The following is a 22580-nucleotide window of genomic DNA, read 5'->3' on the forward strand; positions in this document are numbered from 1 at the left end:
AGCGCAAACAATGACAGACGTGCCAGTGCGTTCATACAGGAATATTGTCGATCAGCCGCACACCATCTGCCCAGGCTGCGGCAAACAACCGGGCAGGCTGGGTTACATGGGTCAGAGGCTCCAGCGTTTCGGCGCAGCGCAGTTGCACATACTCCACCTGCGTGAATCCGGCGGCCAGCAGATCGGCCTCGGCTTGTACCGCCAACTGATCGAACTGCGCGCCATCTTTCAGGGCATTGGCTAGGTCCCGCATGATGCGGTGTTTGTTGGCGGCGATATCCAGCCCTTCGGGCGACAGGCGCAGATTGCGTGAGGACATGGCCAGACCGGACGGCTCGCGCACCGTGGGGCAGCCGACAACTTCGGTCGGAACGTTCAGATCGCGGGCCATGCGGGTCACGATCATCAACTGCTGATAGTCTTTTTCCCCGAAATAGGCTCGATCAGCCTGCGTTTGCAGGAACAGCTTGGCCACGACCGTGGCGACGCCGTCAAAATGGCCGGGGCGGAATTCACCCTCCATCACATCGGTCAGCCCTGCGACGGAGACGGTGGTGGCAAAACCCTGCGGATAGATTTCTTCGGGTTCCGGAACATAGATCGCGTCGACACCGTAAGGCGCCAATTTCTGCGCATCCTCGTTTTCGGTGCGTGGATATTTCTCAAGATCTTCGGGGTTGTTGAACTGTTTGGGGTTCACGAAGATCGTCACCACCACGCGGTCACAACCTGCCTTGGCGGCCTCGACCAGAGACAAGTGGCCCTGATGCAATGCACCCATGGTCGGGACAACGCCGATCACCTCGCTCTGGCGCTTCCAGTCCGAGGTCAGAGCACGCAGGTCGGCCAGACGGCGCAGAATTGGGGCAGTCATGTATTGGGTCCTTTGGTCGGGGCCTGATCGGCAAAGACATGTTCGTCCGCCGGAAAGCTTCTTGCGCGCACCTCGGCGGCGTATTCGGCAATGGCGGCTTCGGCCAAGGGGCCAAGCTCCGCATAGCGTTTGACGAATTTCGGTTTGAAGGCGGTGAAAAAGCCGACCATGTCGTCCACGACCAGAATCTGTCCGTCGCATCCGGCCGATGCCCCGATGCCGATCGTCGGGATGGCGATTTCAGCCGTGATCTGATCAGCCAGACCTTGCGGTACTTTTTCCAGCACCACCGAGAACGCACCCGCGTCCGCAACGGCCCGGGCATCGGCAAGAACGGCCTCGGCCTGATCGTCGCGACCCTGAACCTTGTATCCACCCAGCGTGTTGATCGATTGCGGTGTCAAACCAATATGCGCCATCACCGGGATACCGCGCTTGACCAGAAAGCGGACAGTCTCGGCCATTTCGACGCCGCCCTCCAGCTTGACCGCACCAGCGCTGGTTTCCGACATCAGCCGGGCGGCGTTGCGGAAGGCCTCAGAGGGTGAGTGCTCATAACTGGCAAAGGGCATGTCGATGACCATCATCGCCTTGTTCAGGCCACGGGAAACGGCCTGACCGTGCATCACCATCATCTCCATCGTCACGCCCAGCGTTGATTCCAACCCATGCAGCACCATGCCAACGCTGTCGCCCACCAGGACAAAATCGCAGTGGTCATCCATCAACCGCGCCATCGGTGTTGTATAGGCGGTCAGGCTGACCAGAGGATCGCCACCTTTTCGGGCGCGAATATCCTCGGCGTTCGGGGCTTTTTTGCGGGCCGTGGCGCTCATCGTCGCTCCTCCGGTTGTCATGTTGCAGCGCGGCATAGCAGAAGGGAACGGGCTATAGAAACCCCGGTTGCGCGAACATTTCCTTGAATGACCTAAGGTTTAAAGGGAAATTGGTTACAGAAAGGCCCAAAAAATCACAGGGTTCCATGATTCAGTGGGGAGATATTTACATGACAAAGCAGACATTTCGGTCCTTTGCATCGGTGCTGGCAGTCAGCGCCAGCCTGTTTGGCACACAGGTTTTCGCCAAATCCGACATTACGATCGCGATGCAGCTTGAGCCGCCGCATCTGGACCCGACCAGCGCCGCAGCGCAAGCCATCGATTCGGTGGTTTATACCAATATCTTCGAAGGCCTGACCCGCTTTATGGGCGACGGATCGGTGGTCCCGGGCCTGGCGGAAAGCTGGGAGATTTCGGATGACGGCACAGTCTATACCTTCAAGCTGCACGATGGAGTGACTTTCCACGACGGCACCACGATGGACGCCGAGGACGTCAAGTTCAGTCTGGATCGCGCCCGGTCAGAGGACAGCGCAAACGCGCAAAAAGCCCTGTTCGCCGGGATCGAAAATGTCGAGGTCGTCGACCCGCTGACCGTTAAGGTGACCCTGTCTGAACCGAATGGCAATTTCCTGTTCAATCTGGCCTGGGGTGACGCGGTGATCGTTGCGCCCGAGAGTATTGAAAACATCAAGACCAACCCGGTTGGAACCGGAGCCTTTACCTTTGGTGAATGGGTGCAGGGCGACAGCATCACGCTGAACCGGAACCCGGAATATTGGGGTGAACAGCCTGCGTTAGAGACTGCTACGTTCAAATTCATCTCGGACCCGACGGCGGCTTTCGCGGCGATGATGGCTGAGGATATCGATGTGTTCGACAATTTCCCGGCCCCGGAAAACCTGCCGCAATTCGAGGCGGATCCGCGCTTTCAGGTGCTTGTCGGCTCGACGGAAGGAGAGACCATCTTGTCCACCAACAACAAGATGCCGCCCTTCGATGACATCATGGTGCGGCAAGCGTTGGCCCACGCCATCGACCGCCAGGCGATCATTGATGGCGCGATGTTTGGCTATGGCACGCCCATCGGCACCCATTTCGCGCCACACAATCCGGCCTATGTCGATCTGACCGGGAATTCGGCCTATGATCCCAAGAAAGCAGCGGAATTGCTGGCCGATGCGGGCTATGCCGACGGGTTTGAAACCACACTGCACCTGCCGCCCCCATCTTACGCGCGGCGCGGAGGTGAGATCGTGGCAGCGCAGCTTGCCGAGGTTGGGATCACGGCCAATATCATCAATGTTGAATGGGCCCAATGGCTTGAGACTGTATTCAAGGGCAAGGATTTTGGCCTGACCATCGTCAGCCATACCGAGCCGATGGATATCGGTATCTATGCGCGGCCTGACTATTATTTCCAGTATGACAGCACCGATTTTCAGGCGCTGATGGATACGTTGAATTCGACCACGGACCCCGAAGAACGCACCCGCCTGCTGGGCGAGGCGCAGCGTCTGATTTCGGACGACTACGTCAACGGGTACCTGTTCCAGCTGGCCAAGCTGGGCGTGGCCAAAGCCGGAGTGCAGGGGCTTTGGAAAAACGCACCTACGGCAGCAATTGACCTGACACAGATCAGCTGGTCCGAGTAATCTGGGGCAGGGACCCATAGTTCAGGGTCCCTGCGTCTTGTGTATTGAGTAAACTAGCGATGACTTTGTTTCGTGCCCTGACCCTGACCATTTTGACCGCCGCGATGATGGCAGCGTCGCTGGGGCCGGTCAGAGCGCAGAACATTCTCGACAATCGGTTGGACGTTCTGGTCGGCACACCCGAGAATCCATTGGACGTCGGGATCGGCATCAAGATCGATCAGATCACCAGCGTCGACCAGAAGGCCGAGAATTACGGCGCTGTTGTCGTGCTGCGTGTGGAATGGACCGACCCGGCGCTGGCTTTTGATCCACAAGAAGTGGGGCGGGATATTCGGGTGTTTAATCCCCCGGCGCTGGCCGATCACGCCGCAGAGATCGGGACTGTGGTGCCCGCCTTCGTTATTCACAATCAACAATCCAACAAGTGGATTCACGAATCCGCAGCCTCATTGCGGTACGATGGGCGTGTGCTGTACGTCGAAAAATCCTCGCTGACATTGCAGGCACCGCATTTTGATTTTCGCAAATACCCCTTCGACACACAGGAATTCCATTTCGAGGTCGTCTCGATCTTTCCGTCCCAATATGTGTCCTATTACCCGCTGGAAGAGTTCTCGGGCCTTGGGGATTTGCTGGGCGAGGAGGAGTGGATTCTTGAAAATGCGCGAATTGAGACCTCTCAGGTGACCGGCTTGTCCGGACAGGACAGCGATCAGGTCGCTCTGGTGTTTGAGGGGCACCGGCACCTGACCTACTACGTTATCCGAGTGTTCCTGCCGATGCTGGTGCTGATCACGGTCGGTTGGGCGCTGTTTTTTCTGGATGAATATCGTCGGCGGATCGAAATCGCGGGGGGCAATCTGCTGGTGTTTGTGGCCTTCAACTGGGCCATATCCGCGGACCTGCCAAAGTTGGGCTATCTGACTTTTCTGGATTTCATTCTTCAGTGCATGTTCCTGATGACCGGGGCGCTGATCGTGTTCAATGTCGCCCTGCGCAAGCTGAAGGTCTCGGGCCGCGAGACAGGCGCGCGCAAGCTGGACAATTACGCGATCAAGTGGATCTATCCGCTGGGCTATGCCGCGATCGTCGGTTACGCGGTATTTGCCTATCTTCTGGTGCCATAGGTGCTGGACCCGCGCCACATGTGACCCTAACGTGGCCTCAATGCTTCGCTATGCCCTCAAACGTCTGATATCGCTGATAATCAGCCTGGCTGTTGCCTCGGTGGTGATCTTCGCCGTGATTGAGGTGGCACCGGGTGATCCGGCATCCTTCATGCTGGGTGTCAACGCGCAGGAAGATACGCTGGCCGCCCTGCGGGCAGAACTGGGTTTGGATGTTTCCAAGGTTCAGCGTTATTTCAATTGGATCGGCGGGATGGTTGTGGGGGATTTCGGTACGTCCTACACCTATCGCACACCTGTTTCGCAGATGATCGCGGACCGGATGTGGGTCTCTTTGCCCTTGGCGCTGTATGCTCTCACGCTCTCTACTGCGATCGCATTTCCGGTGGGCATCTACGCCGCCGCGCGTCGGGGAAAACCGGGTGATCTAACGGTGATGGGAGCGACACAGCTGGGGATCGCGGTGCCAAATTTCTGGTTCGCGATGATGCTGGTCCTGATCTTCGCGATCAACCTGCGCTGGTTCAACGCCGGAGGGTTCGCAGGCTGGGACAAGGGCGTCTGGACAGGACTGCATTCCTTGACGTTGCCTGCCGTCGCGCTGGCCCTGCCACAGGCCGCCATTCTGGCGCGGGTCATGCGGTCGTCCCTTCTGGATATCCTGGGCGAGGATTTCATGCGCACCGCGCGGGCCAAAGGGCTTTCGCGCCGTCAGGCGCTGTGGCGGCACGGGGTGCGCAATGCGCTGATCCCGGTCCTGACCATCATAGGGCTGCAGTTTTCCTTCCTATTGGCGGGATCGATCATCATCGAACAGGTCTTCTATCTGCCCGGCCTCGGACGGCTGGTGTTTCAGGCGATCTCGGCCCGCGATCTGATCGTGGTTGAATCCGTGGTCATGCTGTTGGTCTTTGCCGTTATCACCGTGAATTTTCTGGTCGATCTGGCCTACGCTGCCGTTGATCCAAGGTTAAGGAGCCGGACATGAGCCGCAACCTGATCCTTGGCGCATGCCTGTCATCGCTGGTCCTGCTGGCAGCGCTGGTGTCATTTGTCTGGACACCCTACGACTACGCCGCGCTGAACATTCCTGACAAGCTGAAACCGCCAAACGCGCAGCACTGGTTCGGCACGGATCATTTTGGCCGCGACATGTTCTCGATGATCATGGTCGGCGCGCGCACCTCTATTGCGGTGGCACTGGTGGCGGTTGGTATCGGCATGGCGCTGGGCGTGCCCCTTGGCCTGACAGCCGCCGCGCGCAAGGGATCCTGGCTGGACGAGTTGATCATGCGCGGAAACGATCTGGTCTTTGCCTTCCCTTCGCTGGTCATTGCAATCCTGATCACTGCCGTGTTCGGCGCCGGAGCCATCAACGCCATCATCGCAATCGGTATCTTCAATGTCCCTGTCTTCGCGCGGATCACCCGTGGTGCTGCCCTATCTTTGTGGGAGCGCGAATTCATCCTTGCAGCGCGCGTCTCGGGCAAAGGGGCTGCACGGATATCGGCCGAGCATATCCTGCCCAATGTGGCCAACCTGCTGATCGTTCAGGGGACTATCCAGTTCTCACTGGGAATTCTGGCGGAGGCTGGCCTGTCCTATGTTGGTCTGGGGGCGCAACCACCGACGCCCAGCTGGGGCCGAATGCTGGCTGACGCGCAGACGATGTTCAGTTTTGCCCCGCATTTGGCTCTGATTCCCGGTCTGGCGATTATCGTCACGGTCCTGGGGCTGAACCTCTTGGGCGACGGATTGCGCGATTGGCTGGACCCCCGGATCAGGGTGGCGCGCGTATGAGTTTGCTTCAGATCGAAAACCTGTCGCTGTCCATTCACGGGACGGACATCCTGAACCAGGTTAACTTGTCCATCGCACCGGGTCAGATCGTGGCGGTGACGGGGGAAAGTGGATCGGGCAAGTCGATGACGGCGCTCGCGGTGATGCAGCTTTTGCCGAACGGGGCTGAAACGGATGGCACCATTCGATTGAACGGCCTTGATCTGCTGAAACTTCCTGAGGATGATATGTGCGCCCTGCGTGGCGCCTCGATTGGCATGGTGTTTCAGGAACCGATGACCGCCCTGAACCCTGTCAAAACCATCGGAGATCAGGTGATGGAAACCATCCTGATCCACAAGGCCATGCCGCGCGCGCAGGCCCGCGACCGAGCTGAGGAAGTTCTGACCCGCGTCGGATTGCCAACGGATCGGTTTCCCCTGTCACGCTTTCCGCACGAATTGTCCGGTGGCCAGCGCCAACGCGTCGTGATCGCCATGGCCATCGCCTTGCGCCCCAAACTTCTGATCGCGGACGAACCGACCACCGCGCTGGACGTGACAACGCAGGCGCAAATTCTTGATCTGCTCAAAGGATTGGTTTCAGAATTTGGCATGGGCCTGCTGATGATCACCCATGATCTGGCCGTCGTTGCGGACATGGCCGATCAGATCGTTGTGATGCGTCATGGCGAAGTGGTTGAATCCGGTGCGACCGGTCATCTGTTGCGCCACATGCAGCATCCATACACTCGCATGCTGTTCGAGGCCTCGGGCCATCAGGTGGCGTTGCCCGAAACCGCGCAATCGCAACCGCTGCTTGAGGTGACCAATGTCGTGCGCGACTACCGATTGCCTCGGAAACGTCTGTTCGATATGCCACAGCAACACCGGGCCGTGGATAGCGTCAGCTTTACCCTCAACCGAGGCGAGCGCCTGGGGTTGGTCGGAGAATCTGGATGCGGAAAATCGACCCTAACACGGGCGATTTTGGGGCTGGAGGAAGTTCAGGGCGGCGATATTCGACTGGACGGCCAACCAGTATTTTCCGGCCACAAGCCCAATCTGGCGGTGCGCCGCAAGATGCAGGTGGTCTTTCAGGACCCCTATGGCAGTTTCAACCCGCGTCATCGCGTTGCCCGCCTGGTAACTGAGCCGTTTCACCTGCTCGACTCCCCACCAAAAGGAAGGGAAATGGAGGACCGGATCGCAGAAATGCTGACGGCCGTGGGTCTGAGCCCGGATGACATGGGAAAGTACATCCATGAGTTTTCGGGCGGTCAACGGCAGCGGATCGCCATCGCGCGTGCCTTGATCATCCGCCCGGAACTGATCCTGTTTGATGAGGCGGTCTCGGCCCTGGACGTGTCGGTCCGGGCGCAGATCCTCGATCTGTTGGCCGAATTGTGCGAAGCCTATGACTTGACCTACCTGTTCATCAGCCACGATCTGAGCGTCGTTCGTACCATTACCGATCGCGTTATGGTGATGCGGGCTGGTAAGATTGTGGAAGAAGGGAACACGGAAACCGTCTTTTCTGATCCGCAACACCAATACACGAAAGACCTGATCAATGCTGCGCCGGTTTTGCCGGATATTGGTCAGGACGTAGCATGATAACCCTGTTTTAGAGCCGAATTAGGAGTGTCACATGTCCAGCCCTCTTTGGTTTGATCCCAGCCTTTGTCTGATTGGCGGCAATTGGATTGCGCTTGCGTCGCAAAAGACTTTGCCGCTGATCAACCCTTCGGACGGTTCGGAAATCTCCCGGATCGCAGCGGGTGATACGCAGGATGTGGACGCGGCCGTCACCGCGGCACAGGCCGCGCTTGATGGTGAATGGGGGCGCATGACGGCGCTGGAACGCGGCCGCATCCTGACCCGACTGGGGCAGTTGGTGACCGCTCGCGTTGATGAATTGGCGGCGCTTGAGGCCATGGATGTGGGCAAGCCGCTGACTCAGGCGCGGGCAGATGCCGTGGCTCTGGCGCGGTATTGTGAATTCTACGGTGGCGCTGCGGACAAGGTCATGGGCGAGACCATTCCGTACTTGGACGGTTATACCGTCTATACTTTGCGTGAGCCGCACGGCGTGACAGGGCATATCGTGCCGTGGAACTATCCAATGCAGATCATTGGCCGTTCAGTCGGTGCCGCGCTGGCGATGGGCAATGCGTGTGTTCTGAAACCTGCGGAAGAGGCCTGCCTGACCGCGCTGGCCTTTGCGCATCTGGCACAAGAGGCTGGTTTGCCCGCCGGCGCCTTGAATGTTGTACCCGGTTTGGGGGCCGAGGCCGGGGCTGCGCTGTCGGGTCATCCGGGCGTGCACCATATCTCGTTTACCGGTTCGGTCGCCACTGGGGCGTTGGTCCAGCAGGCTGCGGGGCGAAACGTCGTGCCGGTGACGTTGGAGCTTGGAGGGAAGTCGCCGCAGCTGGTCTTTGACGATGCCGATTTGGATGCCGCCCTGCCATTTCTGGTGAACGCCGGGATCCAGAACGCAGGACAGACCTGTTCGGCCTCGTCGCGCATCCTGGTGCAGCGGGGTGTATATGAACAGGTCCGGCAACGAATGGCTGAAGCCTATGTGGGTCTGACCGTTGGCCCTGCGCAGGACGATCTGCGGGTTGGCCCGTTGATATCTGCCCGTCAAAAGGACATCGTTTCTGGCTTTCTGGCCAAAGGCGCGAATCTGGCGGTTGCCGGACAAGGGCGGATCGTCGACGGAGCCCCGTCAGAGGGGGCATATGTTTTACCCACCCTATTTGCTGACGTTCCGCCCGACCACACACTGGCCAAAAATGAAATCTTTGGCCCGGTTCAGGTTCTGATCCCGTTTGACACCGAAGATGACGCGATCCGAATAGCCAACGGTACCGATTACGGGCTGGTCGCCAGCATTTGGACCCGCGACGGGGCACGGCAGATGCGGTTGGCAAAACGTCTGCACTCGGGGCAGGTGTTTATCAATAACTATGGCGCAGGCGGCGGGGTAGAACTGCCGTTTGGTGGCGTGGGCAAATCCGGCCATGGCCGCGAAAAGGGTTTTGAGGCGCTTTATGGGTTCTCACAGCTCAAAACGGTCGCAGCTTACCATGGTTAGAGCCTAAACGATGACCTTGATCGCCTCTTGTGCACCCACTCCAAACACGCGTTTATAGCGTTCGATCTCATCCTTGGGACCCATCGCCTTTTCGGGGTTGTCCGACAGTTTCACAGTTGGCCGACCATTGGCGGAAACCGCTTTGCAGACCAGAGAGAACGGCGCCAGCGCATCATTTGGCACAAGCCCACGGAAATCGTTGGTCAGCAATGTGCCCCAGCCAAATGACACCTTGGTCCGTTGGGCAAACTGCGTGTGCAGTTCGCGGATCTTGTCGACATCCAGACCGTCCGAGAAAATCACGCGCTTTTCCATCGGGACTTCGCCGCGCGATTTCCACCATTTGATTGCTGTTTCCGCGCCCGCAGCCGGATCGCCGCTGTCGATCCGGATACCGGTCCATCCCGCCAGCCAGTCTGGCGCGCGATCCAGAAAACCTTCAGTCCCATAGGTGTCAGGCAGAATGATGCGCAGATTGCCGTCATGTTCCTCGTGCCAATCGCTGAGAACGTCATAGGGCGCTTGCGCCAGTTCAGAGTCGTCTTCGGCCAGGGCGCTATATACCATGGGCAATTCGTGTGCATTGGTGCCGATGGCCTCAACTTCACGCCGCATGGCGATCAGACAGTTCGATGTGCCGGTAAAGGCCGGACCCAGCCCTTCGATCATGGCCTGGACGCACCAGTCCTGCCACAGGAAGCTGTGTCTGCGGCGGGTCCCGAAATCGGCGATGCCAAGTCCGTCAATTTCCCGGAGATTCTCGATTTTCTCCCAAACGCGGGTCATGGCGCGGGCATAAAGCACCTGCAGCTCGAACCGCCGCATGTCGTTCAGCACCGCGCGCGAGCGTAACTCCATCAAAACCGCCAGGGCAGGGATTTCCCACAGCATGACCTCGTGCCACTTGCCCTCGAATGTCAGCTCGTACTGATCACCCTTCCGTTCCAGGTGATAAGGTGGCAGGCGCAGGTTTTCGAACCATTCCATGAAATCCGAGCGGAACATCTGGCGTTTGCCATAGAACGTGTTCCCCCGCAGCCAGGTACTTTCCCCCCGGCTGAGGCTGAGCGAGCGGATATGGTCCAGCTGCTCGCGCAACTCGCCTTCGTCGATGAGTTTGGCCAATGGAATGTGATTCGACCGGTTAATCAGCGAAAAAGCCACGTCCGTTTGGGGCTTATTTCGAAACACTGACTGGCACATCAGCAGTTTGTAGAAATCTGTGTCGATTAAAGACCGTACAATCGGGTCAATCTTCCATTTATGATTGTACACACGCGTCGCAATATCGACCATGGGGAACTCCTGCGATTTCCAGTGTTAGATCAATCGGTGCGTGGATTGGCAAGAGTCGCTAGAATGATGACAATGACAAGGTCAGGTCACAATCCGAGCATATTGTGTGATCTTTTCACCGTTTAGTGAAAAGAAAGGGATGGTTGAACGAGGTTAAGTTGGTGAATGGTTCTCGAGTACGATTTTGACATCGTTGTTGGTGAACAGCGGGATATAGACCCCAATTCAGGGCAATCCGACGCGTCGAGCGGCGCGGGGGTACGCGCGCGGTTTCGGAATGTCAAAACCGCAGACGCCCTGAGAGCTGCGTCGCCGAAAATCCGTAAGATCTTTCAGGATGCCGGTTTCGATCTGGAATCCACTGGCAGTGACCAGAGCCATGGGTTCTATCCTCCCCGGGATGCAGCCGAACGTGAGCGGATTTTACGCGCGTTATTCGCCAATATTCGCGAAATGGGAATTCAGGGCGAGTATTGCGGCGAGTTCGATTTCCATGGCTTTTTGGACGACGTCAGAACGGCCAAACCGCGCAATGGTCAACGCCAGACAGTCGAAAATTGGACACCTAACCCACGCTATAAATCACCTGCGACGCCGGAGCGCCGGACATTGCCGGGACGAATTGGCATCGCATTAGGACTGGCGGTGATCTTGTTTGCAGTGCTCAGGTATCTTGCCGAAAAAGGTTCCGCGCCTTAGATCAGCTTAACGCCAGCATCACGCATCGCAGCCTCTGCCGCTGCCAAAGAACCGTCGAGGTCAATCGCCCGGCAAGCATCCAAACGAACGGTGACGTCAAAACCCAGCCGGGCTGCATCTACGGCTGAGAAATGCACGCAGAAATCCGTCGCCAGACCAACAAGGGTCAGCTTGGTGATGCCGCGTGATTTCAAATACCCTTCCAATCCAGTCGGTGTCTTCTGATCGTTTTCGAAAAACGCCGAGTAACTGTCGATGCCGGGCCGAAACCCTTTTCGAATGACCAGATCAGCGTGCGTTTTCAGGTCCGGATGAAAGCTTGCGCCTTCGGTGCCCTGAACACAGTGATCCGGCCACAGAACCTGTGGTCCGTAATGCATGTCGGTCACGTCAAAGGGGCCCTTGTCGTCATGTTCGCTGGCGAAGGATGAATGCCCGGCCGGGTGCCAGTCCTGCGTCAGGATCACGGTGTCGAACTCGTCCATCATCGCGTTGATGGGCGCTACGATTTCGTCGCCTCCGGGTACGGCCAGCGCTCCGCCGGGGCAAAAGTCGTTTTGAACGTCGACTACAATCAGGGCATGGGTCATCGGGGTCTCCTCGCATTGTCTTATCGGTAGGGGGCTGGGCGGTAGGCGTCAATCCGGTCCCTTGCGACTCTTGATCAGCAGGTTTAGACCGCGCGCATGTATACGATCGCTGCTCTTTATCACTTTACCCGTTTCGCGGATCACGTTGCCTTGCGCGAACCGCTGCTGGATCTTTGCCGTGCGCAATCGGTGAAAGGTACACTGTTGCTGGCCGCCGAGGGAATTAACGGCACCATCGCCGGACCCCGCGCCGGGATCGATGCGGTTCTGGCCCATATCAAGGCTCTGCCCGGATGCGCCGATCTTGAGTGGAAAGAGGCGACTTCCGACCACCCGCCCTTTGGCAAGATGAAGGTACGCCTGAAGAAAGAGATCGTTACCATGGGCCAGCCGGATGTCGATCCGCGCGCCCGCGTCGGCAACTATGTCGAGCCCGAGGATTGGAACGATCTGATCCGATCCGATGATGTGGTGGTGATCGACACACGTAACGACTATGAGGTGGCGATTGGTACGTTTGAGGGCGCGATAGACCCTGAAACGGCCAGTTTCCGCGATTTCCCGCAATGGTGGGAAAAAAACAAGGACCGCTTTCACAACAAGCGCGTGGCCATGTTCTGCACCGGCGGCATCCGCTGTGAGAAATCGACCAACTACCTGCTGGGGCAGGGGGTCGAGGACGTGTATCACCTAAAGGGCGGCATCCTACGCTATCTCGAAGAGATGCCTGCCGAGGACAGCACCTGGCAGGGTGAGTGCTTCGTCTTCGACAACCGCGTCTCCGTCGGGCACGGGCTGGTCGAAGGGCCGCACAATCTGTGCCACGGCTGCCGCCGTCCGATCCTGCCCGAGGACATGAAGCGGCCGGAATACGAGCATGGCGTATCGTGCCATCAATGTATCGATGAGACCTCGGAAGCCGACAAAGCCCGTTTTCGCGAGCGTCAGAAACAGATCCTGCTGGCGCGTCGGCGCGGTCAGGAACATCTTGGGACCGAATAGTCGCCAATTGTTAAGGGTTGCGGGCGCAAGCCTGATTCCTGATGATCCTGTCAGGCCTTAAACACCGGAGAGTCCATGCACAGCGACCCGAAAACCCTGGATGAATGGAAGTCGACACTGGTCGCAGCTCTTGGTCTGGTCATTGTCAGCTTTCTGGCATGGTATGGGTTTTCACGGCTGAGCGAGGCCACCGCGGGTGACAGGATCGGTACAGCGACAACCGTGTTGCTGGTGCTCTGGCTGATTTCGCAAACCTGGTACTACATGACTCAGGTTAAATCGCCCAAGCGGCAGCTGTTGCTGATGGGAATCTCTTTTATTCAGGTCGTCCCGTTCCTGTTCGCGGCTGTTTACGGATCGTTCGGGTACTACGATCTATGTGTTGTCGGCGCAAAGGGGCCATCGGATGTTCTGTACTTCTCGTATGTAACCTTCACGACCGTCGGCTTTGGCGATCTGCACCCCGCGGGTCTGTGCCGGGGGCTGGCCGTGGCCGAGGCGATCACCGGATATATTCTGCTTGGATTGTTCGTTGCGGCCGCAGTCGGAATCTATGCCCGCAGCCACACCCGAACGTGACAGGCTATTTGTTGTGGTCGATCCACAGGGACATCGCGTGCTTGTCCCGAAAACACTCTGACGGAATCGGTCGACGTTTGGTGCGGGAAATCCGCTCGGCAAAGGCAACCTGCTTACCGGTCGGGTAATTCGCAAAGGGGGACGTGTCGACGGATTTATGGGCGGAAATCCAGGCGGACATCGACCTGCGATCCCGTTGCGCTTCGACCGGGATTTCCAAAGCTGACTGCTGCGCGATGGCGCGGGCATAGCGCATTTGCCGGTCCGTAACAGGCAGCAGGTGGTAGTCGTTTGTCGGTCCGCCAAGGACGGATTCTCGGGTCGTATGGGCCATCGGGTGATCCTCTGACTATGTAGAACATAAATGGAACATTAACCTTTTGTTTCAAGAGGGGGCCGTTATGACTCGGCAGGAATTTGCCAGCTAATGGCTTTATTGACTGGTCAATCAATAAAAGATAAACGCGATTTGAACCGTATCAGCGCCCGGCTCAGACGGCGCTTTCGAAACAAAAAAGGACCCGTCATGAAATTCCAGCCCAAGGCGAGCCATTTCATCAACGGCGAGTATGTCGAAGATACCAGCGGCGCACCAATCGACGTGATTTACCCCGCCACGGGTGAAGTCATTGCGCGCCTGCACTCGGCAACGCCTGATATCGTGAATCAGGCTCTAAGCAGCGCAAAAAACGCGCAAGCAGAATGGGCCGCCATGTCCGGAACCGAACGCGGACGGGTTTTGCGTCGCGCTGCGGACATCATGCGCGACCGCAATCGCGAGCTTTCGATCCTTGAGACCCACGACACCGGCAAACCGTTGCAGGAAACTCTGGTGGCGGATGCAACCTCGGGCGCGGACGCGCTGGAGTATTTCGGTGGCCTGGCCGCGTCGCTGACAGGTGAGCATATCCCGCTGGGGGGTGGCGACTTTGTCTACACCATTCGTGAAGCGCTGGGCGTTTGTGTTGGTATCGGCGCATGGAACTATCCGACCCAGATCGCCTGCTGGAAAGGCGCCCCGGCGCTGGCCTGCGGTAATACGATGGTTTTCAAACCCTCCGAGACTACGCCTTTGTCGGCCCTGCAAGTGGCAGAGATTCTGATCGAGGCCGGTGCGCCCAAAGGTGTTTACAATGTCGTGCAGGGCTATGGCGACGTCGGTGCATCGCTTGTGACTGACCCGCGCGTGGCCAAGGTGTCGCTGACCGGCTCGGTGCCGACGGGCCGCAAGGTCTATGCTGCTGCCGCCGACGGCATGAAACATGTGACGATGGAGCTGGGTGGTAAATCCCCGATGATCGTGTTCGATGACGCAGATATCGAAAACGCTGTGTCGGGCGCGATTCTCGGCAACTTCTATTCTTCGGGACAGGTGTGTTCGAACGGTACCCGAGTCTTTGTACAAAAAGGTATCAAGGAAGCCTTCCTCAAGCGCCTCTCGGAACGTCTCGCAACGGCGAAAATTGGCGATCCGCTGGATGAGGACGTCAATTTTGGTCCAATGGTCAGCGAAAACCAGATGAACATCGCGCTGAGCTATGTCGAAAAGGGCAAGGCCGAGGGCGCGCGTCTGGTCTTTGGCGGCGAGCGAATTGATGGCGACGGTTTCTACATGCAGCCAACCGTGTTCGCGGATGTGGCGGACGACATGACCATCGCGCGGGAAGAAATCTTTGGCCCGGTCATGTCCGTGCTGGATTTCGAAACCGAAGAAGAGGTGATGGCCCGTGCGAATGACACCGAATTCGGTCTGGCCGCCGGTGTATTCACCAACGACCTGACCCGTGCGCACCGCATCGTGGCCGGGTTCGAGGCAGGCACCTGCTATATCAACACCTATAACCTTGCACCGGTGGAGGCTCCGTTCGGTGGTTCTAAAATGTCAGGTGTCGGGCGCGAGAACTCGAAACTGGCGATCAATCACTTCAGCGAAATGAAGACAGTCTACGTTTCGATGAACAACGTCGAAGCGCCGTACTGACCAAAACCGGCTATCAGGGTTCTGTTCCCGACATTTGACGTCGGGAACAGAGCATAAGCTGCTTTCGACCTGTGGCTGACTTCTGCCAAGGGGCGCTGATTTCGGCGCCGGCGGCAGGAGATCAAGTTCATGAAAACGCACGCACAGGCCGTAGTGATCGGTGGAGGCTTGGCTGGTTGTTCGATTCTGTACCATCTGGCCAAGCTCGGCTGGCGGGACGTTGTCCTGCTTGAGCGGGACGAACTGACGTCAGGTTCGACCTGGCACGCGGCGGCCAACATTCACGGGCTGCACGACAACAACAACATCACCCGGATCCAGCATTATACGATGAACCTGTATAAGGAGCTGGAGCAGGAAACGGGCCAAAGCTGTGGCGTTTTCCAACCCGGGTCGCTGTATCTGGCGCAGACTGAAGATCGAGAGCACCAACTGCGCCTGCAAGAGGCGAAGGCTCGGTTCTACGGCCTGAATTTCTATGAGGTCAGCCGCGAACAGGCGATGGAGTTGCACCCTCTGGCGCAGTTCGACGATATCCGCTGCATCATGTACGAACCCGACGGCGGCAATGTGGATCCGTCGGGCGTGCCACATGCCTATGCGGCCGGTGCACGTGCCATGGGTGCCACGATCGAGCGTTTTTGCCCTGTGTTTGGCACTGAACAACAGCCCGACGGATCTTGGATCGTGCGCACCGAAAAAGGTGACATTCATACGCAGTGGGTGGTGAACGCCGCCGGTCTCTGGGGTCGCGAAGTGGCGGCCTTGGCCGGTTTGACCTTGCCGCTGCAGCCGACAGAACACCAGTATTTCGTGACCGAATCCATCGACGAGGTCGCCAATCTGGGTCGCCGTTTACCCTCGATCGCGGATCGGGATGGCGAGTACTATTTCCGACAGGAAGGCAACGGGCTGCTGATTGGCGCCTATGAGAAGGACATGAAGTTCTGGGCCGAAGATGGCACGCCGCTGGATTTTGCCCACGATCTGTTCCCCGACGATCTGGACCGGATCATGGAAAACGTGATCCGCGCTACCGAACGTGTGCCGGTTGCTGCCACCGCCGGGGTCAAACGGGTAATCAACGGTCCGATGATCTGGTCGCCCGATTCCAGCGCGCTTTGGGGTCCGGTACCCGAGCTGAAGAACTATTTCCTTTGCGGTGGCCTGATCCCCGGCTTCTCGCAATCGGGTGGTCTTGGTCTGCTGGCGGCGCAATGGATGATTGAGGGCGAGCCGCAATACGACATGTTCGCCTGGGATCTGGCCCGGTTTGGCGACTGGGCGGACAAGAAGTTCACCAAGGCGCGGGTCGAGGATCAGTATACCCACCGTTTCGCCATCCATTTCCCGAACGAAGAACGCAGCGCAGGCCGTCCGGCCCGCGTGCGCCCCGCGTACCAGATGCAAAAGGACATGGGCTGCGTCTTTGGTCTGAACTGCGGCTGGGAACATCCGCTGTGGTTTGCCGATCAGCCGGGTACGGAAGAGACAATCGGCTTTACCCGCCAAAACTGGTGGGACCCGGTGGGTCGCGAGGTAAAGATGCTGCGCGAGAGCGTCGGCGTGATCGACATCTCGAACTTTGCCAACTACGTGATCAAGGGACCGGGTGCGCATGAATGGCTGGACCAGTTGGTTGCCAACCGGGTTCCGACCGTGGTTGGACGCTCTTGCCTGACACCGCTGATCTCGGTGCGCGGTGGCGTAGCTGGCGACTTTACAATCACCAAGGTGGCCGAGGACGAGTACATGATGATCGGCTCCGGCATGGCCGAGCGTTATCATCAGCGGTTTTTCAACATGATCGACCTGCCCGAGGGCACCACGTTCGAGGTGGCAACGGATCGGATCGCGGGCTTCAACATCGCAGGACCCAGATCGCGCGACCTGCTGCAGCGGCTGACCAATGCGGATCTGTCGAACGAAGCCTTCCGCTTCATGCGCTCGGCCACGATTGAGGTCGCGGGCGTGACCTGTCTGGCAATCCGCGTCAGCTTTACCGGCGACCTGGGGTGGGAGCTGCACTGCGCCGAAGAAGACCAGATCAGGCTCTATTCCGTGCTTCTTGAGGCGGCGAAGGAGTGCGACGGTGGTCCGGTTGGCGGTCGCGCACTGGGATCGCTGCGGATCGAGAAGGGCTATGGCTCATGGGGCCGCGAGTATTCTCAGGAATACTGGCCGCAGGAGGTCGGGCTGGCGGGGCTGATCAAGTTGGACAAGGATTTCCTTCACAAGGAAGCTTATCTGGCTATCAAGGACAACGCCGCGCGCGAGGTCCTGTCGATCTTCGAAGTCGACGTGACGGATGCTGATGCAACGGGGGGCGAGCCGGTCTTCACGCCAGGCGGCACTCCGGTGGGTCGCGTGACCTCGGGTGCCTACGGTTATTCGGTCGGCAAGTCCCTCGCCATCGGTTACGCCAATCCTGCTGTCGCCAAGCCGGGTGATACGGTGGAAATCTTCATCCTCGGTAGGCCTCATAAAGCCAAAATCCTCGCCGAACCGCCCTTTGATCCATTGGGACATCGGTTGCGCGACGTGGAACCCAAAGTCATGGAAACAGCCAAATGACCGGGACATTCGAGCGCGTCGCAGAGTTTGCCCTGAAAAGACCGGCGCATGAGATACCTGAAAGCGCCAAGGAATCCGCCGCCCTGATGATGCTGGACACAATGGGCATCCTGATTGCGTCCGGTCCGATGGAGGCTGGCGTAATCGCCCGGGATACGGCCGCGCTGCTCTATGGCAGCACCGAAGCGGCCTTTAGCACGCCGATGATGTTTGACGGCCGGTCAGTCAGCATGGCGGGCGCAGCTTATGCGGCGGCGACGCAGACCGACAATCTGGATGGGCATGACGGATACAACCCGACCAAAGGACATATCGGTGTTGTTGTGCTGCCCGCGTTGGTTTCACTTGGGGCGCATTGTCCTGAATTGTCCGGGCCCGAAGCTCTGGCTGCGGTTGTAACCGGATACGAAGTTGCGGGGCGCGCGGGTCTTTCGCTGCACGCTTCGGTCAGTGACTATCACACATCCGGCGCATGGAACGCGCTTGGGGTGGCGGCCATGGCGTCCCGGCTGCGCAAACACACAACCGAACAGTTTCGACAAGCTCTGGGGATTGCCGAATATCACGGCCCGCGCAGCCAGATGATGCGTGAAATCGCAAACCCAACGATGCTGCACGACGGATCGGGCTGGGGGGCAATGGTCGGCATCTCCTCTGCGATCCTGGCCGAGCGCGGTTTTACCGGCGCGCCAGCCATCACAATTGAGGCCGACGAGGTTGCGCCGCATTGGGCAGATCTGGGTCAGTTCTGGCAGGTCGAGCACCAGTATGTGAAACCCTATCCGATATGTCGTTGGGCCCATGCGGCTATTGACGGCGTTCGGGCGGTGATGATGGAGCATGACCTAACTCACGACCGGATCCAATCGATGCAGATCAACAGCTTTCACGAGGCTGCTTGCCTGTATGATGGGATGCCGGACACTACATCGCAGGCCCAGTATTCGCTGCCTTTTGCGGTGGCCGTTCAGGCGATCTATGGCCGGATCGGGGTCGAGCATATCTCGGGCGAAGGTCTAGCTGATCCGGTTGTGGCTGATTTGGTGCCGCGCATTAACGTCTCAGAGAGTGATCGGCACAGCATGAGATTTCCGAAAGGACGATGGGCGGATTCCAGTCTGAAATTGACCGATGGGTGTGTGTTAGAGTCTGGTGACATTCACGCGCGCGGTGGGCCCGAGGCGCCAATCAGCAGGGATGAGGTGATTGCCAAGTACACCGAGTTCGCGGCACCAGTCGTTGGCTCGGAACGTGCCGACGCGATCCGAACAGCAATTCTAGGTTGGACAGATCCCGCCTCCAGATTGTCAGACCTGATGCCCTTGGTCTTTGATCCATAGACCCCGAGGGCGACGGCTGTCAGGGTGTTTATATGACCAAGTTAACGCGCAACCAGCAGTTATGGGGCGGGAATCTGAGCGCTCCGGATTGGCGGGTCGGCTTTCCTATTGGCTTACCGCCGCCAGCAACTCAGAAATCCGTCGCCGCGTTTCTGAACTGTCCGCTAGCAAATTGTGCGCATCGGCCAAGGGTTTGTCCGGCACTCGGCCGGGTGCATCGGACAGGTACATCGTCGTTCGGTTTACCGCAGAATATTTTGTGCCCCGATCATCGTCGATCTCTTCGATGCGATCTGCCAGCCAGAAGAACCGATCGGCATCTTCGTCCTCTCCCGCAGCGCGCCAAAGCTCACCCGCGGACGCATAGTCGCCTATAGCCTGCATCGCCTGCCCTCTTAACAGTTGGGCGGTGTCCGACGGATCGTCGGCCAACTCCAGCATCGCTTGATGCGGCCTGGTTTGCAGCAAGGCAGCGCGGGCGCGCAACCGGGCCCTTTCGGCGCGCCGCGTTTTGTCTTGCGGCCGACCGGCAAGGTCCAGTGCAGCCTCTGCAAAGCCAAGCGTGACAAACCTCTCGGCCAATTTCACTGCGGTTTCGGTCGTCAGGTCCTGCCTTTGGCTGGTCGAAAAGGTCAAAGCCCGGCGCAGGAATGTCTCGTCGTCGGCACGTTCGGTCAGGATCTGAGCGACCCGGTTCAATGTTTCAATGCTCTCAACCTCTGACGGGTGGGGCACCAATAGATCCACCGCTTCGTCGAACTCATGGCTCAGGCTTAAGGCGACGATTTGCGTGCGCCACATGAGCGGCCCAAGGTCTGACCGGCGAAACTCCACTACGTACGCCGCCGCAAGATCAAGCTCCTGTGGGGATATCGACCCACGCTCTGACCATCGCTTGTCTACAAGACGCGCAAGAGCAAGTGGTGCCTCCATATCAGCATCAGAGGAGTTGATGACTTCGTTCAGCAGAGATTCGACCCTGGGACCATCGCCTTCAGCCGCCGCGACCTTGGCCTTGGCCTGCGACGTGTCGGTACTGACCACAGATTCGATCCGGTCGACTGCGCGCAAAACGCGTCGCGCGGCTTCCAGTTTGCCTGCATCCGTCAGAATTTCGGCCAGTGTTGGTCCGACGTGACGCCGTAGATGGTCTGGCAAACGTGCGAAGGACTGCTCGATCGACCGCAACTGAGCATTTTTTTGCAAAACCCCTTCGATCAAAAGTGCCCATAGCGCCGCGTCACTTTCGCAACGTTGAAGGCTGGTGAAGGGGTTTGACACCGTGAGCTTACGGCCATCCAGAAAGCGTGCGATTGCTGCAACCCGATCTGCCTCCGGTGGTTTCTGCCCAAGTAGGTCCAGCGCCTGAAGGGCTTCGGCACCGAATCCGGAATGGGCATAAAGACGAGCCAGTTCCAGCGCCTTTTCTTTGTCTATGCGGTCGAACTCTTGAAACAAATCGCCCCGAAGTGAGGCCACTTGTTCCGGAAAAGAGCCACCTCCGGACCATCGGTCAAATCCAAGCTCAGCGTTGGAAATGCAAGGAGGGCGTTTTTCAAGTTGCGGCAGCGACGGCCCGAGAAGGTCGTTCAACCCGTCCAGCACTGATGTTACATGGATGTTTGTGTTCAAGCCTGGCGGGATGGATGGCCCGTCTTCCGGAACCGACATTCTTGGCCCTACGGGTGCGAGGTTCAGATCAACAAGTTCCCGGTCGGCCCCGCGCAGCAGCAGAGTCGAAAGTTGATCTTCGAAGCGCTGCGCGGTGAGGCTCAGCAACGGCAACTCCAGCCCCTGCAGCTCCTGCACCTCTGCCAGCGGGCTTTTCTCTTTAGGCGCTTTAGGCAAAACAGGCGGAGCGATTTCGGCGCGGATTGGGGGGAGTGCTTTTCCCGGTGCAATATCCACGACGATCATCGTGTTCTTAAACAGAAAAGCCGACGCAACACAGTCGCAGCCGAACTGCATCTCAAGGGCGCCACCCGGCTCTGACTGCGAAACTGCGGCAAGGCGGTTTTGTGTGAGGCGACGAAAAACAGAACCCGTATTGAATGTCACTTTGTCCAGTTCGACATTCAAGTGCGCGCCGTTTTCGGACTGTACCAGAACCCAGCCGGTACCGGGCGGAACCTGAGCGACCAGGCGCGTGTAACCGTCATGTTCACCCGACCGCACTGGAATATCCTGGGCCTGTGCCGCGGCCGCGCTCAGCACGAACGCAATGAAAATGGTTCGGATCATGCCGCTGCCTGCTTGAGTTCCTTCAACGCGTCTTCAAGCTCGGAAAATCCCGGTCGGTTGTGTGTCGGTGTGTTCTGACGGCCGACTTCAATACACATGGCCGCGTTGTGATTGTGCAGGTTGGCAACCAGAACCTCTTTGATCAGCTGGTAAAAATGGTTGTCCTCTTCCACCACGGCTTTCAGCTTGCCAGCGAAGGGGCCAACCAGACCATAGGCCAGAAACACGCCCAGAAAGGTGCCGACCAGAGCGCCACCGATCAGTTTGCCCAAAACTTCGGGCGGTTGATCAATAGATCCCATCGTTTTGATAACACCCAGAACTGCGGCCACGATCCCCAGCGCGGGCAGACCATCGGCCACCGTTTGCAAAGCGTGGCTGGAATGCATGGCGTGATGAAAGTTCGCCTCCATCCGCTTTTCCAGCACCTCTTCTACCTGATGTGGATCGTCGTAGTTCATGGTTGCCGATCGCATCGTGTCGCAGATCAGGTCGACGGCTTCCTTATCCGCCTGAATTTTCGGATAAGCAGAGAACAGAGACGAATTTTCCGGGTCTTCGATATGCTGTTCCACCTCGACCGGGCTTGCCTTGGCAATGCGGATCAGCGAAAACAGAAGACATAGCAGATCGCGGTAATCCTCGGGCTTCCATTTGGGGCCCTTGAACACTTTGCCCATATCTTTGATCGTGTGTTTGACGGCGCTCATGTCGTTGCTGATCATAAATGCGCCGACGGCGGCGCCGCCAATCATCATCATTTCGAACGGGAGCGATTTCAAAATGATCGCCATCTTTCCGCCCGCAGCAAGATAGCCGCCGAACACCATTGCAAAAATCACGACGATTCCAATTATTCCGATCATGGGCGATCTCCGGCAAAGTCCGATGCGAGGGTG

At 58.2% G+C, this 22580-nt stretch carries 19 protein-coding genes; 12 read left to right on the top strand and 7 right to left on the bottom strand.

The window, feature by feature from the left end; translation table 11 throughout:
* Positions 1-31 precede the first annotated feature (31 nt).
* A complete protein-coding gene (panC, locus tag ACR0J0_RS14895; RefSeq protein ID WP_480664937.1) occupies positions 32-874 on the bottom strand; it encodes a pantoate--beta-alanine ligase in 843 nt (280 codons plus the stop codon).
* Positions 871-1710 (bottom strand): 3-methyl-2-oxobutanoate hydroxymethyltransferase, encoded by an 840-nt coding sequence (gene panB / locus ACR0J0_RS14900; RefSeq protein ID WP_480664938.1) that lies wholly within the window; start codon positions 1708-1710, stop codon positions 871-873. The genes panC and panB overlap by 4 nt, the downstream gene beginning before the upstream one ends.
* Before the next feature lie 170 nt (positions 1711-1880).
* On the opposite strand from panB, the gene ACR0J0_RS14905 reads away from it, so the two are divergent.
* From ACR0J0_RS14905 to ACR0J0_RS14930, 6 genes are read left to right on the top strand one after another with little or no spacing between them, the layout of a single operon-like run.
* Positions 1881-3368, top strand: coding sequence for an ABC transporter substrate-binding protein (locus ACR0J0_RS14905; RefSeq protein ID WP_480664939.1), 1488 nt, complete (start codon positions 1881-1883; stop codon positions 3366-3368).
* Between the two features lie 59 nt (positions 3369-3427).
* Entirely contained in the window at positions 3428-4498 is a 1071-nt protein-coding gene (locus ACR0J0_RS14910) for a ligand-gated ion channel (RefSeq protein ID WP_480664940.1), read from the top strand.
* Between the two features lie 40 nt (positions 4499-4538).
* A complete protein-coding gene (locus tag ACR0J0_RS14915) occupies positions 4539-5486 on the top strand; it encodes an ABC transporter permease (protein ID WP_480664941.1) in 948 nt (315 codons plus the stop codon).
* Entirely contained in the window at positions 5483-6298 is an 816-nt protein-coding gene (locus tag ACR0J0_RS14920) for an ABC transporter permease (RefSeq protein ID WP_480664942.1), read from the top strand. The genes ACR0J0_RS14915 and ACR0J0_RS14920 overlap by 4 nt, the downstream gene beginning before the upstream one ends.
* Positions 6295-7893: an ABC transporter ATP-binding protein gene (locus ACR0J0_RS14925; protein WP_480664943.1), complete on the top strand. Its 1599-nt coding sequence runs from the start codon at positions 6295-6297 to the stop codon at positions 7891-7893. Before ACR0J0_RS14920 ends, ACR0J0_RS14925 begins: the two co-directional genes overlap by 4 nt.
* Before the next feature lie 34 nt (positions 7894-7927).
* A complete protein-coding gene (locus ACR0J0_RS14930; RefSeq protein ID WP_480664944.1) occupies positions 7928-9379 on the top strand; it encodes an aldehyde dehydrogenase family protein in 1452 nt (483 codons plus the stop codon).
* Between the two features lie 3 nt (positions 9380-9382).
* On the opposite strand, the gene pncB is transcribed toward ACR0J0_RS14930, so the two are convergent.
* Positions 9383-10675: a nicotinate phosphoribosyltransferase gene (gene pncB, locus ACR0J0_RS14935; RefSeq protein ID WP_480664945.1), complete on the bottom strand. Its 1293-nt coding sequence runs from the start codon at positions 10673-10675 to the stop codon at positions 9383-9385.
* Positions 10676-10840: 165 nt separating this feature from the next.
* Between pncB and ACR0J0_RS14940 the strand changes: the two genes are divergently transcribed.
* The gene (locus ACR0J0_RS14940) at positions 10841-11374 is read left to right on the top strand and encodes a hypothetical protein (RefSeq protein ID WP_480664946.1); all 534 of its coding nucleotides are present in this window, start codon (positions 10841-10843) and stop codon (positions 11372-11374) included.
* Here the strand turns inward: ACR0J0_RS14940 and pncA are convergent.
* The gene (pncA, locus tag ACR0J0_RS14945; RefSeq protein ID WP_480664947.1) at positions 11371-11964 is read right to left on the bottom strand and encodes a bifunctional nicotinamidase/pyrazinamidase; all 594 of its coding nucleotides are present in this window, start codon (positions 11962-11964) and stop codon (positions 11371-11373) included. The two genes, ACR0J0_RS14940 and pncA, sit on opposite strands and share 4 nt — an antisense overlap.
* 96 nt (positions 11965-12060) lie before the next feature.
* On the opposite strand from pncA, the gene trhO reads away from it, so the two are divergent.
* The gene (trhO, locus tag ACR0J0_RS14950; RefSeq protein ID WP_480664948.1) at positions 12061-12966 is read left to right on the top strand and encodes an oxygen-dependent tRNA uridine(34) hydroxylase TrhO; all 906 of its coding nucleotides are present in this window, start codon (positions 12061-12063) and stop codon (positions 12964-12966) included.
* Between the two features lie 75 nt (positions 12967-13041).
* The gene (locus tag ACR0J0_RS14955) at positions 13042-13545 is read left to right on the top strand and encodes an ion channel (protein ID WP_480664949.1); all 504 of its coding nucleotides are present in this window, start codon (positions 13042-13044) and stop codon (positions 13543-13545) included.
* A 4-nt stretch (positions 13546-13549) separates the two neighbouring features.
* Here the strand turns inward: ACR0J0_RS14955 and ACR0J0_RS14960 are convergent, their stop codons facing one another.
* Positions 13550-13879 (bottom strand): hypothetical protein, encoded by a 330-nt coding sequence (locus tag ACR0J0_RS14960; RefSeq protein WP_480664950.1) that lies wholly within the window; start codon positions 13877-13879, stop codon positions 13550-13552.
* Positions 13880-14071: 192 nt separating this feature from the next.
* On the opposite strand from ACR0J0_RS14960, the gene betB reads away from it, so the two are divergent.
* The 3 genes from betB (at position 14072) to ACR0J0_RS14975 (ending at position 19440) form a co-directional block, all read left to right on the top strand.
* Positions 14072-15526, top strand: coding sequence for a betaine-aldehyde dehydrogenase (betB, locus tag ACR0J0_RS14965; RefSeq protein WP_480664951.1), 1455 nt, complete (start codon positions 14072-14074; stop codon positions 15524-15526).
* A gap of 129 nt (positions 15527-15655) precedes the next feature.
* Complete coding sequence (locus ACR0J0_RS14970; RefSeq protein WP_480664952.1) at positions 15656-18100, top strand: GcvT family protein; 2445 nt, start codon at positions 15656-15658, stop codon at positions 18098-18100.
* Positions 18097-19440, top strand: a complete 1344-nt coding sequence (locus ACR0J0_RS14975) for an MmgE/PrpD family protein (protein ID WP_480664953.1) — start codon at positions 18097-18099, stop codon at positions 19438-19440. The genes ACR0J0_RS14970 and ACR0J0_RS14975 overlap by 4 nt, the downstream gene beginning before the upstream one ends.
* A gap of 105 nt (positions 19441-19545) precedes the next feature.
* Here ACR0J0_RS14975 and ACR0J0_RS14980 read toward each other — a convergent pair whose 3' ends face one another.
* Positions 19546-21681: a hypothetical protein gene (locus tag ACR0J0_RS14980; protein ID WP_480664954.1), complete on the bottom strand. Its 2136-nt coding sequence runs from the start codon at positions 21679-21681 to the stop codon at positions 19546-19548.
* The gene (gene motA / locus ACR0J0_RS14985) at positions 21678-22547 is read right to left on the bottom strand and encodes a flagellar motor stator protein MotA (protein ID WP_480664955.1); all 870 of its coding nucleotides are present in this window, start codon (positions 22545-22547) and stop codon (positions 21678-21680) included. Before motA ends, ACR0J0_RS14980 begins: the two co-directional genes overlap by 4 nt.
* Positions 22548-22580: the final 33 nt, after the last annotated feature.

Source organism: Ruegeria sp. BF12, assembly GCF_056538705.1.